This window comes from Clostridium estertheticum subsp. estertheticum (assembly GCF_001877035.1).
GTDB lineage: Bacteria > Bacillota > Clostridia > Clostridiales > Clostridiaceae > Clostridium_AD > Clostridium_AD estertheticum.
This window is the reverse complement of the sequence record NZ_CP015756.1, coordinates 2,873,176-2,890,619: the sequence shown is the minus strand read 5'-3', so window position 1 is coordinate 2,890,619 and position 17,444 is coordinate 2,873,176. Positions and strand designations below refer to the sequence as shown.

Sequence of the window (17,444 nt, the reverse complement as noted above, 5' to 3'; positions counted from 1 at the left end):
AGGATGAATGACTACGATATATGGTTCTCATTAGTTAAATTATCCCCAAAAATAAAACTGAAATTGATAAATGATTTCCATAATACACAGCAAATATGGTATTATGGTGTACGTAATAAAAAAACAGAATATTTTAATAATACTTTAATTAATGTTCTAACGCACGCTTGGAGTGATAAAGAAATTGATAATGTACGAAGGAATTTAGAAACTAATGAAATAAAATCCATACAATACTACGAGGATGGGTATCCTCAAAAACTAAAAAATTATGATGATGCGCCATATACATTGTTTTACAAAGGCAATATAATGCCATTAAATGAAGGGTATAACATTTCTGTAGTGGGATCTAGAAAGTATTCAAATTACGGAAAGGATGTTACTAAAATTATATGTTCAGATTTATGCGCAAGTAAAGTTAATATTATCAGTGGCATGGCTAAGGGCATTGACACGTTTGCTCACGAGAGTTGTCTTACGAATGAGGGATACACTTGTGCAGTTTTAGGGTCAGGACTTGACGTAATATATCCTAAAGAAAATTATAGAATATTTAATGAAATAGTCCAAAAGGGTGCTGTTATTTCGGAATTTTTACCAGGAACGCCACCATATGCTTATAATTTTCCTCAAAGGAATAGAATTATAAGTGCTCTTGGGGACATTATTATTGTAATAGAAGCTGGCGAGAAAAGTGGTTCTTTAATTACTGCAAATTTGGCACTTGAGCAAGGTAAGGATGTCATGGCTGTGCCGGGATCTATATTTTCATTCGAAAGTAAAGGAACAAATAAGTTGATTAAAGATGGAGCATTCCCGCTTACATCTAGTAATGATATATTTGAAATACTTGGAATAGATATTAAAACTGAAAAAAACACCACTGTAAGGTCTTTAAATAGTAAGCTTAGTGAAAAAATATATAGCATTATAAGCGATAGTCCATTACATATTAATGACATTATTAGAATAACTAGCATTGACATAAAACAATTATATGAGGTATTATTTGAAATGCAGATTAAAAATGAAGTATTATGTCTAGCAGGAAACTATTATGTAAGAGTAAATGACAAAATATAAGTAAATATAAGCTAACTATATTAGAATACATTGATGGAGGGGATAAGATGGGACAAAAACTTGTTATAGTTGAATCACCTGCAAAAGCTAAAACCATAAAGAAATATTTAGGTAGTAGTTATGTAGTAGAAGCGTCCATGGGACATGTTAGAGATTTACCTAAAAGCCAATTGGGTGTTGATATCGACAACAATTATGAACCTAAATATATAACTATCCGTGGTAAAGGTGAACTTTTATCTAAACTAAGAAAAGCAGCTAAAAAAAGCGATAAAATTTATTTGGCAACAGATCCTGATAGAGAAGGTGAAGCTATTGCGTGGCATTTAGCAAAAGCATTAAAAATAGATGAAAAAGATAAGTGCAGGATAGAATTTAATGAGATAACAAAAACGGCTGTTAAAAACGCTATAAAATCTCCAAGAGTAATAAATGCACCACTTGTTGATGCCCAACAAGCAAGGCGTATACTTGATAGACTAGTTGGATATGAGATTAGTCCTATACTTTGGAGAAAGGTTAAGTGGGGACTAAGTGCGGGAAGGGTTCAATCAGTTACCCTTAAAATAATTTGTGATAGGCAAAAAGAAATAGAAAAATTTATAACTAAAGAATATTGGACTATAGAATGTGAGTTATATAAAGAAGGTGACCCTGAGAAATTAAGTGTTAAATTAAATTCAAAGTGTGGAGAAAAGTTTGAAATAAATTCTAAGGAAGAAAGTGAAAAGGTTATTAATAACCTTAGTGAAAAAGAATTTGTTGTAAGTAAAATAAAAAAATCATCTAAAATTAAGAACCCACTACCACCATTCATAACGAGTACACTTCAGCAAGATGGTTATAGGAAACTTAACTTTGCAACAAAACGAACTATGTCTATTGCTCAACAGTTATATGAAGGTATGGAAATAGAGGGACATGGAACAGTAGGGTTAATTACATATATGAGGACCGACTCCACAAGAATTGCAGATGAGGCTCAACAAAGTGCAAAAGACTTTATTTGCAGCAAATATGGTGAAAAATACTATCCAAGCACACCAAGAATATTTAAAAGTAAAAAAAATATACAAGATGGTCATGAAGCTATTAGACCATCTAATATTGAAATAACACCGGAAATTGCAAAGAAAACACTTAAAGCTCCACAATACAAATTATATACATTGATTTGGAATAGATTCGTAGCAAGTCAAATGGAAACGTGTTTGCTTGATACTGTATCTATAGATATAGTAAATGGAGATTATAGTCTTAAAGCATCTGGATCTAAAGTAGCTTTTGATGGATTCAGAAAAATTTATGGTGAAGATTTAGAAGATGAAGAAAATAATCTAAAGTTTCCAGAACTTAATAAGGAAGATATTTTATATAGTAAAAAAACTGAAGGTAAACAGCATTTCACATTGCCACCTGCAAAATTTTCTGAGGCATCTCTTGTAAAAACACTAGAGGAAAATGGTATAGGGAGACCTAGTACTTATGCACCAATTATTTCTACTCTTCTTAATAGAAAATATGTGGAAAAAGATAATAAAGCGTTAGAAGTGACGGAAATAGGGAATATTGTAAATAATATCTTAAGTGAATACTTCAAACAAATAGTGGATATAGAATTTACAGCACAAATGGAAAATAATTTAGATTATGTAGAAGAAGGGAAAGAAAAATGGCAAAACATAGTTAATAACTTTTTTACACCACTTAAAGGAGATATTGAAATTGCAGAGAAAGAGATAGCGAAAATTACAATTGAAGATGAAGTTACAGAAGTTGAATGTGATAAATGTGGAAAGTTCATGGTAATAAAACATGGAAGATTTGGTGATTTTTTAGCATGCCCCGGTTATCCGGAGTGTAAAAATACAAAAGCAATTACTAAGGAACTAGATGTTCCTTGTCCTAAATGTGGTGGAACAATTTTAGAAAGAAGAAGTAAAAAAGGAACTAAATTTTTCGGCTGCAGTAACTATCCTAAATGTGATTTTGTAAGTTGGCATGAACCAACTGATATAAAATGTTCAGAGTGTGGGACATATATGGTTAAACGATATAGTAAAACAAAAAGTGATTATATGGAATGTTCAAATGCAGAATGTAAACATAAGGAATATAAAGAGGAAGAAAATAGCGAAGAGAAGAAAAATTAGGATAATAAGTTATAGGTCAATTTATATTAGATAAATAAAATGTCGAAATATATATTAATATTGTTGATATAGCATGAATGTTGTGATAGTATTATAAACGAAACGATTCTAAAAATTTAAAATATTTTGAATTGTACTTATTCTAAAGTAAATTAACTTTGTGAATTTGTTTAAATAATATAGATTATATTTTATAACAAAAACGAGGAGGAATATTGTGTCATTATTAGATAAAACGAGAATGTTGAATAAAATATTACAAAAATCTGGAACAGAACCAGTAGTTTTTGATGATATATGTAATTTATTGAGCGATGTATTGCAATGTAATGTATATATTATTAGTAGAAGAGGAAAAATATTGGGTTATGATTTATCAAGTGGGTTTGAATGTGAAGTTGTAAAGGATGAAATCATAAAAAATATGAGGTTTCCAGAGGATTACAATAACACCTTGCTGAACATTAATGAAACGAAAGCTAACCTCACAAATGAAAATATTTGCGTATTCCAAGATGATAAGGAATGTGGAGTAGAAAATAAAATGACCACTATAGTACCAATAAATGGTAATAGAGAAAGATTAGGTACTCTTTTACTTTCAAGGTTCGATAAGATGTTTACAGAAGATGATCTAGTTTTAGTTGAATATAGTGCTACGATAGTTGGTCTTGAAATTTTAAGGGCTAAAAATGATTTGATAGAAGAAGAAGCAAGAAAAAAAGCAGTAGTGCAACTTGCTATTGGAACGTTATCTTATTCAGAACTTGAAGCAGTACAACATATATTTAATGAATTAGATGGCAGTGAAGGATTACTCGTAGCGTCTAGAATAGCAGACAAAGTTGGAATAACTAGATCTGTTATAGTTAATGCGTTAAGAAAATTTGAAAGTGCAGGAGTAATCGAATCAAGATCGCTTGGAATGAAAGGTACACATATTAAAATATTAAATGAGAAATTAATGGATGAACTAAAAAAAATAAAATAGTCTAAGGCAGAACAGTTTTGTTCTGCCTTAAAAAAATTAACTTAATAAAGTATAAATATGTATGAAATGAGAATATTAATTGGTAGAGTAGTAATATAATTCAAGAAAAGATTTAATTATATTAAATATTTTTATTGAATACATTATTACCTTATGTTATACTACAAAAGTGAGAAAATACACACATTGCTTAATTATTGAAGGGTGCCAATATTTGGTCTTTAATAAGATGATGGTAATGGAGGTAAAAACCAGGGAGGTTATTATTAATGGCAGTTATATCAATGAAACAATTATTAGAAGCAGGTGTACATTTTGGACATCAAACAAGAAGATGGAATCCAAAAATGGCTCCATACATATTTACAGAAAGAAACGGAATATATATCATCGATTTACAAAAAACAGTTAGAAAAATAGATGAGGCATATGATTTCATTAAATCAGTATCTGAAGAAGGTAAGGATGTTCTATTTGTAGGTACAAAAAAACAAGCTCAAGAAGCTATTAAATTTGAATCTGTAAGAGCAGGAATGCATTTTGTAAACAATAGATGGTTAGGTGGAATGTTAACTAACTTTAAAACAATCAAAACAAGAATAGCAAGATTAGAAACATTATATAAAATGGAAGAAGACGGAATATTTGAAGTTCTTCCTAAAAAAGAAGTTAGTCATCTTCTAAATGAAAGAGAAAAACTAGAAAAGAATCTAGGCGGAATTAGAAGCATGGATGCAAATAAAATTGGAGCTCTATTTGTTGTAGACCCAAGAAAAGAAAAAAATGCTATTTCTGAAGCTAAAATTCTTGGAATTCCTGTAGTTGCAATAGTCGATACAAACTGTGATCCAGATGAAGTTGATTATGTAATTCCAGGTAATGATGATGCTATAAGAGCAGTTAAATTGATAACTGAAAGATTAGCTGATGCTATTATAGAAGGAAGACAAGGCGAACAATTAACTGAAGAATAGTAATTAGATTTATCTAATAGAATAATTATGAGTATAACAGTGAGGGGTAGGTGGAAGTTAATTCTTTCATTTACCTTTTAAATTAGATAGGAATAGGAGGAATTAATAATGGTTACTGCAAGCATGGTTAAAGAGTTAAGAGAAAAAACTGGAGCAGGAATGATGGATTGTAAAAGAGCTCTAAGTGAAACAGATGGTGATGTGGAAAAAGCAATTGAACTTCTAAGAGAAAAAGGTTTGGCAGCAGCTGCAAAAAAATCTGGAAGAATAGCTGCAGAAGGATTAGTGTGTACATATATTTCAGAAGATATGAAAGTTGGAGCAGTAGTCGAAGTTAACTGTGAAACAGACTTTGTTGCAGTTAATAATGATTTTGTTACTTTAGCAAATAACACAGCGAAACAAGCAGCACAAACTAATTCAACAACTATCGAGGAATTCACTTCTGAAAAATGTATGGCTGATGAAACAATTACTATTAATGATGCAGTTACAGCTTTAATAGCAAAATTAGGCGAAAATATGTCTGTAAGAAGATTTCAAAAATTTTCTATTGAAAATGGCGTTGTTCAAAGCTATATTCATGGTGGTGGAAGAATAGGAGTCTTAGTGGAACTTTCATGCGAAAAGCAAGATGATGTATTAATTAGGATTGCTAAAGATGTTGCAATGCAAATTGCGGCCGCTAGTCCTTTGTTTTTAGATAATACATGTGTTGATAAAGATACTTTAGAAAAAGAAAAAGAAATATATAGGGTTCAAGCAATAAACGAAGGAAAACCAGAAAAAATTATAGAGAAAATGGTTATGGGTAGAGTTAATAAATATTTTAAAGAAGTTTGTTTACTTGAACAAGTTTGGGTTAAGAACGCTGACTATACTATTACTAAATATCTTAAAGAAGAATCGAAAAAACTTGGTGCTGAGATAAAGGTAACAAGATTTGAAAGATTTGAAAGAGGAGAAGGTATAGAAAAGAAAGAAGAAAATTTTGCTGAAGAAGTACAAAGACAAGTGCAAGGTAAATAGAAATTAAAGGGAACACAAAGTGTTCTCTTTTTTAAAATAAGTAATACTTTAAATCAGGAGGTACAATGTTTATGGAGGTTGCTAAATACAAAAGAATTATGTTGAAAATTTCAGGAGAAGCTTTAGCTGGTGATACAGGATTTGGAATAGATTTTGAATTCACAAATGTTATAGCACTTCAAATAAAAGAATTAGTTAAGTTAGGTGTTGAAATAGGAATAGTTGTCGGAGCTGGAAATATATGGCGTGGTAGAAGCGGAGATGGTATGGACAGGACTACTGCAGATTATATGGGAATGATGGCAACTTGTATTAATGCATTAGCACTTCAAGATTCTTTGGAAAATATAGGCGTAAATACTAGAGTACAAACTGCCATTGAGATGAAGGCAGTAGCAGAACCATTTATAAGAAGAAAAGCTATGAGGCATTTGGAAAAAGGAAGAGTTGTTATATTTGCGGCTGGAACAGGTAATCCATACTTTTCAACGGATACAGCGGCAGCACTTAGGGCAGCAGAAATAGAAGCTGAAGTAATACTCCTTGCTAAAAAGGTTGATGGAGTATACGATAAAGATCCACACATATATGATGATGCAAAAAAATTCAATAAACTTAGTTATATTAATGTCCTTGAAAAAGGACTTCAAGTTATGGATTCTACGGCTACATCATTATGTATGGACAACAATATACCTATATTAGTTTTTGGACTTGATAAACCAGAAAACATAAAAAAAGCAGTCTTAGGTGAAAAAATTGGGACTTTAGTATCTGATTCTGCTAAATAACCAATATAAAATGGAGGGAATTCTATGATTAAAGAAATTATTAGTATTGCTGATGAAAAAATGAAAAAGACGATTGCAGTTTTGAAACATGAGTTATCAAGTATGAAGGCAGGAAGAGCAAATTCTGCAATGCTGGATAGAATTAATGTTGAATGTTATGGTAGTCTAGTGCCATTAAGCCAAATTGCAAACATATCAGCACCAGAGGCGAGAGTATTATTAATTCAGCCATGGGATAAATCTTCTATGAAAGAAATAGAAAGAGCTATATTAAAATCTGATTTGGGATTAAATCCATCAAATGATGGAATATCAATGAGATTAATTATTCCGGAACTTACGGAAGAAACAAGAAAAAATTTAATGAAGAATATTAAGAAAACCGGAGAAGAAGGCAAAGTAGCTATAAGGTCTATAAGGCGAGATGCTAATGATAAAATCAAAACACTTAAAAAAAATAGCGAAATTTCTGAAGATGAAGTTAAAAAAACAGAAGATATCATTCAAAAGGAAACAGATAAATTTATTAAAGAAGTAGATAAAATAATTGATACTAAAGAAAAACAAATAATGTCAGTTTAGTCCTTAGTTTTAAATAGAACCTGCATTTATGCAGGTTCTATTTAAAATTACACTATAACTAGTAAAAGGAGAAATTTTATTGAAAAAATTATTCGCTTTTTTAAAAAAGAATAAAGTTATGAGTAATGAACCAAGCTTAGATATGAGTAAAATTCCTAAGCATATTGCAATTATAATGGATGGAAATGGTAGATGGGCAAAAGAGCGTAACTTGCCTAGAGCACTTGGACATAAGGCCGGTGTTGAGGCAATTAGGAAAATTGTAAAAGAATGTGACAGGTTAGGGGTTAAATATTTAACATTATATGCATTTTCAACTGAGAATTGGAATAGACCTATAAAAGAAGTTGATTCTTTAATGAAGTTGTTAGTGGAGTATTTAAAAAAAGAAGTCGAAGAATTAAACGTTAATGATGTTGTTGTTAATTCTATTGGTAATATTTCGAAATTGCCTTTGATATGTAGGGAAGAATTAAATAATGCATATGAAAAAACTAAGAATAATAAAGGATTGATTTTAAATCTTGCTTTAAATTATGGAGGAAGAAGTGAAATAGTAGATGCTGTAAAAGAGATTTCATCAGATTTAATTAATAAAAAAATATCTAAGGATCAAATAAATGAAGAATTAATTTCAAAATACATGTATACAAGTAAAATGCCAGACCCGGATCTAATAATAAGGCCAAGTGGTGAATTAAGATTAAGTAATTTTTTGCTTTGGCAGGGTGCATACTCAGAACTTTGGTTTTCGGACATTAATTGGCCAGATTTTCATGAGAAGCAGTTACAAAGTGCAATAATGGATTATCAAAAAAGAGATAGAAGATTTGGAAAGGTTAAATAGGGGAGAAAATCATGAATAATAGGTATATAGGGGCTCTTGTTTTAGCTCCATTCATAATATTTTTATTTTTAGGTGGGGTGTATTTAAAATATATTGTAATGGTAATTTCACTTTTTGGTATGTATGAGTTCTATAAAGTTTCTAGAAAAAAACATTATAAGCCAATTGCACTTATAGGATATGTGTTATGCATAGTATATTACTTAAATATGAACAAGGATTTTTCACAAAGTTTTAATATATATATTTTAATTGCAACAATTTTCTTGCTATTATGTATTCCTGTGGTTTATACAAGTTACAATTTTGTAGATGTTGCGCTTACCTTATTCGGATTTTTGTATGTAGCAGTATTTTTTAGTTTTATAGTGTTTATAGACAATAAAACTTATGGTCAATATTTAGTATGGATTATATTCATTTGTTCATGGGGATGCGATACCTTAGCTTATTATTCTGGAAGGATTTTAGGCAAAGGAGGCAAACATAAGCTTTGTCCTAAAGTTAGTCCAAATAAAACAATAGAGGGGTCGATAGGTGGCCTACTTGGGAGTACTATAGGATGTATGATCTATGGATACGTTATTTCAAAATATGGCGTGCATATAGAACTATATCATTATGCTATAATTGGTGTTTTGTGTGGCGGTTTTGGACAGTTTGGAGATTTAATTGCATCATCGATAAAGAGATATGTAGGTGCTAAGGATTACAGTAATCTTATACCGGGGCATGGTGGAATTTTAGACCGTTTTGATAGTATTTTATTTGTGTCTGTGGTAGTATTTTATTATATTACATTTATAATAAAGATATAAATTTATATAGTTTATTGCTTAAGAAAATCATATATTGGGCAGGGTGCAAAAAAATTCAGAGTGAATTGGCATTGATGACCTTATATGATTTTATTATTACATAAAGCATTAAAAAAATAACGGTGTTATATTTTATACTAATATCTGAACTTAATAATGAATATAATATTACAAAAAATAGCTTGCTGAAAAGAATGTTACAAATTGTATATTGTATTAAATACTTTATTTTAGTAGCTAACTATGTTATATTTAACACTACGAATATGCAAAAAAATAGAAATAAATTGAAGATATTAACATGATATTCTATTTGTTGTTTGGGACATAATTACATACATTGGCATAGCTCTAGTATTTTTATTTTTGATGACATAATAATTATAAATTGTAACATTATAGGAATGGGGAGATTAAATGAAAAAACTTACTATTTTAGGAGTTACGGGATCAATTGGAACTCAAACTTTAGATGTTATTCGATCGGATATTAAAAACTTTATTATTATAGGAATTTCTGCAAATACTAATTATGAGAAAATTATACCTATTATAGAGGAATTTAAACCTAAATATGTTGCCATGATGGATGAGGAAGCTTCACTAAAACTTAAAAAACATTGCGCCTTAAAAAAATATCCAACGGAAATATTGCATGGATTAGATGGCTTAAATTACATAAGTACTTTACCTGAAGTTGATCTTGTAGTGACATCGGTTGTAGGAATGATAGGACTTGTTCCTACTATAAAAGCTATAAATTCCGGAAAGGATATTGCTTTAGCTAATAAGGAAACACTAGTTGCCGCGGGAGAACTAGTTATGGAAGCTGCTAAAAAAAACAATGTAAATATTTTGCCAGTTGATTCAGAACATGGTGCTATTTTTCAATGTTTGCAAGGGAATAAGTTAGAAAATGTTAATAAGATAATAATAACTGCATCTGGTGGTCCATTCAGAGGTAAAAGTAGACAAGAATTAATAGGGATAAGGCCTGAAGATGCTATTAAACATCCAAAATGGAACATGGGTAAAAAAATATCAGTTGATTCGTCAACGCTTATGAATAAGGGACTCGAGGTTATTGAAGCACACTGGTTATTTGGAGTAGATTACGAAAACATACAAGTGGTAGTTCATCCACAAAGTGTTATACATTCTATGGTCGAGTATATAGATGGTAGTATAATAGCACAAATGAGTTCTACTGACATGAGGCTTCCTATTCAATATGCCATAAACTATCCAAAGAGAAACATAGCTGTAATTGATAAATTGGATTTTTATAATATGAGCAGTTTAACTTTTGAAAAACCTGATAGTGATACATTTAAATGCCTTAAATTAGCATTAAAAGCAGGTAAAATGGGCGGTAATATGCCTGCTATAATGAATGCTGCAAATGAGGTAGCTGTTGCACTCTTCTTAGATTATAAAATTAAATATCTCCAAATAGAAGATATTATAGAAAAATGCATGGATAAATTTGATCACAATATTAAACCGAATTTAGAAGAAATTTTAGACGTTGATTTAAAGGTTAGGGAATATGTAAAAAACAATTATGATAAAGAATAGGGAGGAAAATTATTATGCATAGTATTATAGCGAACATACCATATTTCATTATGGCTATTCTAGCATTTAGTCTTTTAGTAATAATACATGAATTAGGTCATTTTATGATGTGTAAGTTAAATGGGGTAAAGGTAAGTGAATTTTCCTTAGGCATGGGTCCGAAACTTTTTGGAATAAAAGGGAAAGAGACAGAATATTTGATCAAAGCTTTTCCCGTTGGTGGTTATGTTAAGATGGAAGGTGAAGAGGAAAGTAGTGATGATCCTAGATCTTTCACTAATAAAACGCCAGTTCAAAGATTAAGCATAGTTTCTGCAGGGGCGATTATGAATATAGTTTTGGCAGTGGTTTTATTTGCTATTGTAGGTGCTACGATAGGGAAAATAGTTCCAGTAATAGGGGATATAGTCCCTAATGGTGCGGCTATGAAGGCTGGTATGCAGGTCGGAGACAAGATTACTAAAGTTAATAAAGTTGGTATAGACAAATGGGAGCAATTTATAAATGAAGTTGGTGTTTCTAAAGGGGAAAATATAAGTATTGAAATAGTGAGAAATTCAAAGGTCAAAACATTTTCATTGAAGCCCATTAAAAATGTACAAGAAAAAAGATTTATGGTAGGAATAGGTGGTACACAAGAAAAAATCAACTTTGGCGAATCTGTAAGTTATGGATTTACTCAAACTATTAGCACATCAAAACTAATTTTCAAATTTTTTGGGAGTTTATTTCATGGGAAAGTTTCTGTTAATGATGTAGGAGGACCAATAAGTATAATTAGAATTTCAACAATGGCTGCGCAAACTGGAATAGTAAATTTAATGATGTTAACAGCAATGTTAAGTGTACAACTAGGAATATTTAATATAATACCTTTCCCGGCGCTAGATGGAGGATGGATTTTTATGTTATTATTTGAAATAATATCAGGTAAGAAATTAGATGATAGTAAGGTAGGAACTATAAATTATATTGGGTTTATGTTTTTAATGGCGTTTATGGTGTTTATAGTTATTAAGGACATAGTTAGTCCGATGAAATTCTAGGAGATGAAGATTATGGAAGCTAGAAAAACAAAAAAAATTAAAATTGGTAATTTATATATAGGTGGAGATTCAAAGATTGCAGTGCAGTCAATGACAAATACTGATACACGAGATGTAGAGGCTACAATAAAACAAATACTTGAGCTTGAAGAAGTAGGTTGCGATATTGTACGCTGTGCAGTGCCGGATATGGTAGCTGCTGAGGCAATAAAAGATATAATGAAAGGAATTCATATACCTCTAGTTGCAGATATCCATTTTGATTATAGGTTGGCTTTAAAGGTTATTGAGAATGGAGTATCTAAACTAAGAATTAATCCAGGTAATATTGGAAATATTGATAGAATAAAATTAGTTGCAGATGCAGCCAAAGCGAAGGGGATTCCCATTAGAATTGGTGTAAATTCAGGATCGCTAGAAAAAAATATTCTTAAAAAGTATGGACATGTATGCGCACAGGCTTTAGTTGAAAGTGCGCTAAAACATGTCGAAATACTTGAAAGTTTAAATTTTTACGATATAGTTATTTCTATAAAATCATCAGATGTTGTAATGATGATTGATTGTTATAAACTATTATCAGCCAAGGTAGATTATCCACTTCACCTTGGGGTTACTGAGGCTGGAACTACATGGAGAGGAACAATAAAATCAAGTGTAGGAATTGGAGCATTACTAGCTTTAGGTATAGGTGATACTATAAGGGTATCTCTAACTGGGAATGTAGTAGATGAGGTTAAAGTTGGAATAGAAATCCTAAAATCATTAGGTTATATAGATGATGGAATTAAATTTATATCATGCCCAACATGTGGTAGAACGCAAATAAATCTTATAAAGATAGCAAATGAAGTAGAAAAAAGATTGGAATTTTGTAATAAAAATATAAAGATTGCAGTGATGGGATGTATAGTTAATGGTCCAGGTGAAGCAAGAGAGGCTGATATTGGAATCGCTGGCGGAGATGGCGTTGGTCTTATATTTAAAAAAGGTGAAATAATTAAAACTGTTAAGGAAGAAGATTTAGTAGAAGAACTTATTCGTGAAGTAAATAACCTATAACATGTCTTCTCAGGAGGAATATCAATGAACGCAAGTCTAGCTCAAATGTTGAAAAATGATCTTGATTTAAATGAAGAAACATTAGTAGATAATATTAAGGTATTAAGGGTTCAGTACCTTAAGAAAAGCAATAAATTAAGGGTAATTATTAAATCTTTTGAGGATACAGATGATAACAAAAAACTACTAATTAAGGAGATTATATCAAAACGATTATGTAGTTTTAATGATATACAGTTGATTTGCTACCATGATGTATCAAATGCAACTATAGAAGATGTAAAAGATAAGTTTTGGCTCGATGTAGTTAATGTAATATCTATCTCAGAGCCATCAAGTAAGGATAGTTTACTTAAGTCAACTAGAATAATTGAGAATGGTATACTTAAAATCCAGTGTGGTAATGATTTTATGTGCAAAATTCTAAGAGATAAAAATATAGAACTTCTTATGAAAAATACTATAAATGATATGTTTGGAGTTAATTCAGTAGTTAAACTAGAACATAACAGTGAACTTTCTAAAGAAGATTCTTTTATGAAAAAAGAAAAAGAAAATGAAACTATAATTAATGAAATAGTTAAAAATATGAATATAGAGAAGACAGACAAGCCTCGTAGTGGTGGGCAAAGTAACGATAATAGCAATGGCTACAAAGCTAATAAGTTTAGTAGACCGGGTTACAAAAAGGGTGAAGTTGCTGATAAAAATACTATTATGGGAAGAAACATTAATGATGAAAGTATGGAAATAAAAGATATAAGTGAGACTTCAGGAATAATTTGTGCTTGTGGTGATATTTTTAAGGTGAATATAATTGAGACAAAAACGGGAAGAATAATTATAACATTTTATATTACGGATTATTCTAGTTCAATTACAGTGAAATGTTTTCCAAAACCTAAAGAAGTAGAAAAGATGATGGAAGAAATCAAAGTTGGACTCTATTGCAAGATACGTGGAGAAGCAAGTTATGATACTTATGCAAGAGAAGTTGTAGTTATGGCTAGAGATATAATTAAACTTAAGAAAATAGAAAGAATGGATACTGCTCAGGAGAAAAGGGTTGAACTTCATCTTCATACTCAAATGAGTGCTATGGATGGTATTAGTCCTGCATCGAAACTTGTTGAAAGAGCAGCTAAGTGGGGTCATAGCGCAGTAGCAATAACTGATCATGGCGTGGTTCAAGCATTTCCGGAAGCTATGGATGCAGCTAAAAAGAATAAGATTAAGGTTATCTATGGTGTTGAGGGTTACTTAGTAGACGATGGAGTCCCAATTGTTATTAATAATAAAGGTGAAACTTTAGATGATCGTTTTGTGGTTTTTGACCTAGAAACAACAGGGTTATCTAGTGAAAATGATAAAATTATAGAAATTGGTGCATTGAAGATAGAAAATGGAAAAATAGTAGATAGATTTAGTGAGTTTGTAAATCCGGGAATAGACATACCTTATAAGATTATAGAACTAACTGGAATTACAAATGATAATGTTTCAGATGCAGCATCTATAGAAGATGTACTTCCTAAGTTTTTAGAGTTTACAAAAGATAGTGTGCTCGTAGCACATAATTCTGACTTCGATGCATCTTTTATTAAAAAAAATTCACAGAGATTAGGCTTGAAGTTTGAGAATGCAATTATGGATACAATTCCTTTAGCTAAATATTTACTTAAAGACCTTAAAACGTTTAAGTTAAATACAGTAGCCAAATATTTGGGTATAACCCTAGAAAATCATCATAGAGCTGTAGATGATGCTAAAGCTACCGCAGACATACTATTACATTGTTTTGGGCTACTTCGCGAAAAAAACATTTTAGATTTAGATACTTTAAATAAAGAATTTCTAGCTGACTTTAATGTGAAAAAGGCGAACACTTATCATGTTATCATTTTGGTAAAGAATCAAATAGGACTAAAGAACCTTTATAAGCTTATTTCATTTTCAAATTTAGAATATTTTCATAGAAGGCCAAGGCTTCCTAAAACTTTAATTGAAAAGTACAGAGAAGGCCTTATAGTTGGATCGGCGTGTGAAGCTGGACAAGTATATAAAGAAGTGCTTCAAGGAAAATCTGAAGAAGATATTAATAAAATAGTAAAATTCTATGATTATTTAGAAATACAACCTTTACTAAATAATAAATTTATGATTAAAAAAGGAATAGTAAAAGATGAAAGTGAATTAATGGATATTAATAGGAGGATATGCACTATTGGTGATAAAAATAATATGCCAGTAGTTGCTACAGGAGATGTACATTTTTTAGAACCTTTAGATGCAGTTTTTAGAAAAATATTGATGGCAGGTAAAGGGTTTTCAGATGCGGATGATCAACCACCATTATATTTTAAAACTACAAATGAGATGCTAAGTGAATTTTCATATTTAGGAGAAAAAAAATGTAAAGAAGTTGTAATTTATAATCCAAATAAAATTGCTGAAATGATAGAATTTGTAAAACCAATACCAGATGGAACTTTTACACCTAAAATACCTGGTGCAGAAGAGGATATCAGAAAGATGACATCAGATAAAGTTCATTCAATATATGGCGATCCATTGCCTGAGATAGTTGAAAAAAGATTGGAGAAAGAATTAAATTCTATTATTGGAAATGGATATGCTGTGCTTTATTTGATAGCTGAAAAATTAGTAGCAAAATCACTTGCAGATGGTTATTTGGTAGGTTCGAGAGGTTCGGTTGGATCTTCTTTTGCAGCTAATATGTCTAATATAACAGAAGTAAATGGGTTGCCACCACACTATATATGTCCTAATTGCAAAAAGAGTGAATTTATTTTAGATGGATCTATTGGTTCAGGTGCCGATTTACCTGATAAAGAATGTCCTGATTGTGGAACATTATATAAAAAAGATGGTTTTGATATTCCATTTGAAACATTCTTAGGATTTGAAGGAGATAAAGAACCGGATATAGATTTGAATTTTTCAGGGGATAATCAAGCAGACATACATAGATATACAGAGGTGCTGTTTGGAAAAGGACATACTTTTAAGGCTGGAACTATTGGAACCATTGCTGATAAAACTGCTTATGGTTATGTGAAAAAATATTTAAATGAAAAAGATGTTATGGTACCTCAAGCTGAAATTGAGAGGCTTGTACAAGGATGTACTGGCGTTAAGAGAACCTCAGGACAACATCCAGGTGGAATAATGGTTGTTCCAAGTGACAATGAGATATATAATTTTTGCCCTGTGCAACATCCGGCGGATGACCCAACATCAGATATTATTACAACACATTTTGATTACCATTCTATAAGTGGTAGGTTACTTAAACTTGATATTCTTGGTCATGATGATCCTACAATGCTTAAAATGCTTCAAGATTTAACGGGACTTGACCCTTTAACTATCCCATTATCTGATGATAATGTTATAAGCTTATTTACTTCGCCTAAGGCACTTGGACTTACAGCTCAGGAATTGGGTTGTGAAGTGGGAAGTTATGGAGTACCAGAATTTGGTACAAAATTCGTTAGACAAATGCTTTTAGATACACAACCAAAATCTTTTTCAGATTTAGTAAGGATTTCAGGATTATCTCACGGTACTGACGTATGGATTAATAATGCACAATATTATATTAAAGAAGGATTTACAACGCTTAAAGATTGTATTTCTACAAGAGATGATATAATGGTTTATTTATTGCATAAAGATCTTGAGCCTAAGACTGCTTTTACTATTATGGAGAAAGTACGAAAAGGTAAGGGACTTTCAGAAGAACATGAGAAAATAATGAAAGAGCATGACGTTCCGGATTGGTATATAGGATCATGTAAAAAAATAAAGTATATGTTCCCTAAGGGTCATGCAGTAGCATATGTAATGATGGCCATTAGAATAGCATATTATAAGGTTTATTACCCAAAAGAATATTATGCTACATTTTTTACTATAAGAGCAGATGATTTTGATGCAAACTTGATAGTAAAGGGTGACAGTGCTATAAGAGTTAAAATGGATGAACTCGAAGATTTAGGTAAGGATATAGGAGTGAAAGAAAAAGGACTTCTAACTGCTCTTGAGTTATCTTTTGAAATGTATAAAAGAGGAATTAAATTATTAAATGTTGATCTTTATAAGTCAGAGGCAGTTAAATTTACAATTGAAGAAGATTCACTAAGACCTCCTTTAAATGCACTTGAAGGGGTAGGTGAAAATGCTGCTAAAAGTATAGTGCTAGAAAGAGTGCATGGAGAGTTCATATCAAAAGAAGATTTGAGAACTCGCTGCAAAGTGTCTAAAACAGTTATCGAAGCATTAGATAATCATGGGTGTTTGAAGGATCTTCCTGATACAAATCAGCTGTCGTTTTTTTAGGGAAATGCAATTAACCCTTGAAATAGCGGATTTTATATGATAGAATAATAGATATTAGTTATCACTAGTTATTTTATTGCAAGAGAGTAGGCCCGCCTACTCTCTATTTATTGAAACGCAACTCA

General features: G+C 30.9%; 13 protein-coding genes. All 13 read left to right on the top strand.

Features of this window, described 5'->3' with window-relative positions; translation table 11 throughout:
• The first annotated feature begins 3 nt into the window (after positions 1-3).
• The 13 genes from dprA (at position 4) to A7L45_RS13190 (ending at position 17,319) form a co-directional block, all read left to right on the top strand.
• Entirely contained in the window at positions 4-1,086 is a 1,083-nt protein-coding gene (dprA, locus tag A7L45_RS13250; RefSeq protein WP_071613223.1) for a DNA-processing protein DprA, read from the top strand.
• A 47-nt stretch (positions 1,087-1,133) separates the two neighbouring features.
• Positions 1,134-3,239 (top strand): type I DNA topoisomerase, encoded by a 2,106-nt coding sequence (gene topA, locus A7L45_RS13245; RefSeq protein ID WP_071613222.1) that lies wholly within the window; start codon positions 1,134-1,136, stop codon positions 3,237-3,239.
• Positions 3,240-3,453: 214 nt separating this feature from the next.
• Complete coding sequence (gene codY / locus A7L45_RS13240; RefSeq protein WP_071613221.1) at positions 3,454-4,230, top strand: GTP-sensing pleiotropic transcriptional regulator CodY; 777 nt, start codon at positions 3,454-3,456, stop codon at positions 4,228-4,230.
• Between the two features lie 269 nt (positions 4,231-4,499).
• Positions 4,500-5,204, top strand: coding sequence for a 30S ribosomal protein S2 (gene rpsB, locus A7L45_RS13235; protein WP_071613220.1), 705 nt, complete (start codon positions 4,500-4,502; stop codon positions 5,202-5,204).
• A 108-nt stretch (positions 5,205-5,312) separates the two neighbouring features.
• Positions 5,313-6,233 (top strand): translation elongation factor Ts, encoded by a 921-nt coding sequence (gene tsf, locus A7L45_RS13230; RefSeq protein ID WP_071613219.1) that lies wholly within the window; start codon positions 5,313-5,315, stop codon positions 6,231-6,233.
• Between the two features lie 71 nt (positions 6,234-6,304).
• Positions 6,305-7,024: a UMP kinase gene (gene pyrH / locus A7L45_RS13225; protein ID WP_071613218.1), complete on the top strand. Its 720-nt coding sequence runs from the start codon at positions 6,305-6,307 to the stop codon at positions 7,022-7,024.
• A 24-nt stretch (positions 7,025-7,048) separates the two neighbouring features.
• Positions 7,049-7,606, top strand: a complete 558-nt coding sequence (gene frr, locus A7L45_RS13220) for a ribosome recycling factor (RefSeq protein ID WP_071613217.1) — start codon at positions 7,049-7,051, stop codon at positions 7,604-7,606.
• A 118-nt stretch (positions 7,607-7,724) separates the two neighbouring features.
• Complete coding sequence (locus tag A7L45_RS13215; RefSeq protein WP_151553623.1) at positions 7,725-8,453, top strand: isoprenyl transferase; 729 nt, start codon at positions 7,725-7,727, stop codon at positions 8,451-8,453.
• 11 nt (positions 8,454-8,464) lie between these two features.
• Positions 8,465-9,271, top strand: coding sequence for a phosphatidate cytidylyltransferase (locus A7L45_RS13210; RefSeq protein ID WP_071613215.1), 807 nt, complete (start codon positions 8,465-8,467; stop codon positions 9,269-9,271).
• A 417-nt stretch (positions 9,272-9,688) separates the two neighbouring features.
• Entirely contained in the window at positions 9,689-10,849 is a 1,161-nt protein-coding gene (dxr, locus tag A7L45_RS13205) for a 1-deoxy-D-xylulose-5-phosphate reductoisomerase (protein ID WP_071613214.1), read from the top strand.
• Between the two features lie 14 nt (positions 10,850-10,863).
• Positions 10,864-11,895, top strand: coding sequence for an RIP metalloprotease RseP (gene rseP, locus A7L45_RS13200; protein WP_071613213.1), 1,032 nt, complete (start codon positions 10,864-10,866; stop codon positions 11,893-11,895).
• A gap of 12 nt (positions 11,896-11,907) precedes the next feature.
• Positions 11,908-12,957, top strand: a complete 1,050-nt coding sequence (ispG, locus tag A7L45_RS13195; protein WP_071613212.1) for a flavodoxin-dependent (E)-4-hydroxy-3-methylbut-2-enyl-diphosphate synthase — start codon at positions 11,908-11,910, stop codon at positions 12,955-12,957.
• A gap of 24 nt (positions 12,958-12,981) precedes the next feature.
• On the top strand, positions 12,982-17,319 hold the full coding sequence (locus A7L45_RS13190; protein WP_071613211.1) for a PolC-type DNA polymerase III: 4,338 nt from the start codon (positions 12,982-12,984) through the stop codon (positions 17,317-17,319).
• The last annotated feature ends 125 nt before the right edge of the window (positions 17,320-17,444 follow it).

What these genes read in the sequence shown, in the direction of transcription:
- dprA (WP_071613223.1), top strand. Translation starts at nt 4, where the DNA reads ATGAATGACTACGATATATGGTTCTCATTAGTTAAATTATCCCCAAAA.
- topA (WP_071613222.1), top strand. Translation starts at nt 1,134, where the DNA reads ATGGGACAAAAACTTGTTATAGTTGAATCACCTGCAAAAGCTAAAACC.
- rpsB (WP_071613220.1), top strand. Translation starts at nt 4,500, where the DNA reads ATGGCAGTTATATCAATGAAACAATTATTAGAAGCAGGTGTACATTTT.
- tsf (WP_071613219.1), top strand. Translation starts at nt 5,313, where the DNA reads ATGGTTACTGCAAGCATGGTTAAAGAGTTAAGAGAAAAAACTGGAGCA.
- pyrH (WP_071613218.1), top strand. Translation starts at nt 6,305, where the DNA reads ATGGAGGTTGCTAAATACAAAAGAATTATGTTGAAAATTTCAGGAGAA.
- frr (WP_071613217.1), top strand. Translation starts at nt 7,049, where the DNA reads ATGATTAAAGAAATTATTAGTATTGCTGATGAAAAAATGAAAAAGACG.
- A7L45_RS13215 (WP_151553623.1), top strand. Translation starts at nt 7,725, where the DNA reads ATGAGTAATGAACCAAGCTTAGATATGAGTAAAATTCCTAAGCATATT.
- A7L45_RS13210 (WP_071613215.1), top strand. Translation starts at nt 8,465, where the DNA reads ATGAATAATAGGTATATAGGGGCTCTTGTTTTAGCTCCATTCATAATA.
- dxr (WP_071613214.1), top strand. Translation starts at nt 9,689, where the DNA reads ATGAAAAAACTTACTATTTTAGGAGTTACGGGATCAATTGGAACTCAA.
- rseP (WP_071613213.1), top strand. Translation starts at nt 10,864, where the DNA reads ATGCATAGTATTATAGCGAACATACCATATTTCATTATGGCTATTCTA.
- ispG (WP_071613212.1), top strand. Translation starts at nt 11,908, where the DNA reads ATGGAAGCTAGAAAAACAAAAAAAATTAAAATTGGTAATTTATATATA.
- A7L45_RS13190 (WP_071613211.1), top strand. Translation starts at nt 12,982, where the DNA reads ATGAACGCAAGTCTAGCTCAAATGTTGAAAAATGATCTTGATTTAAAT.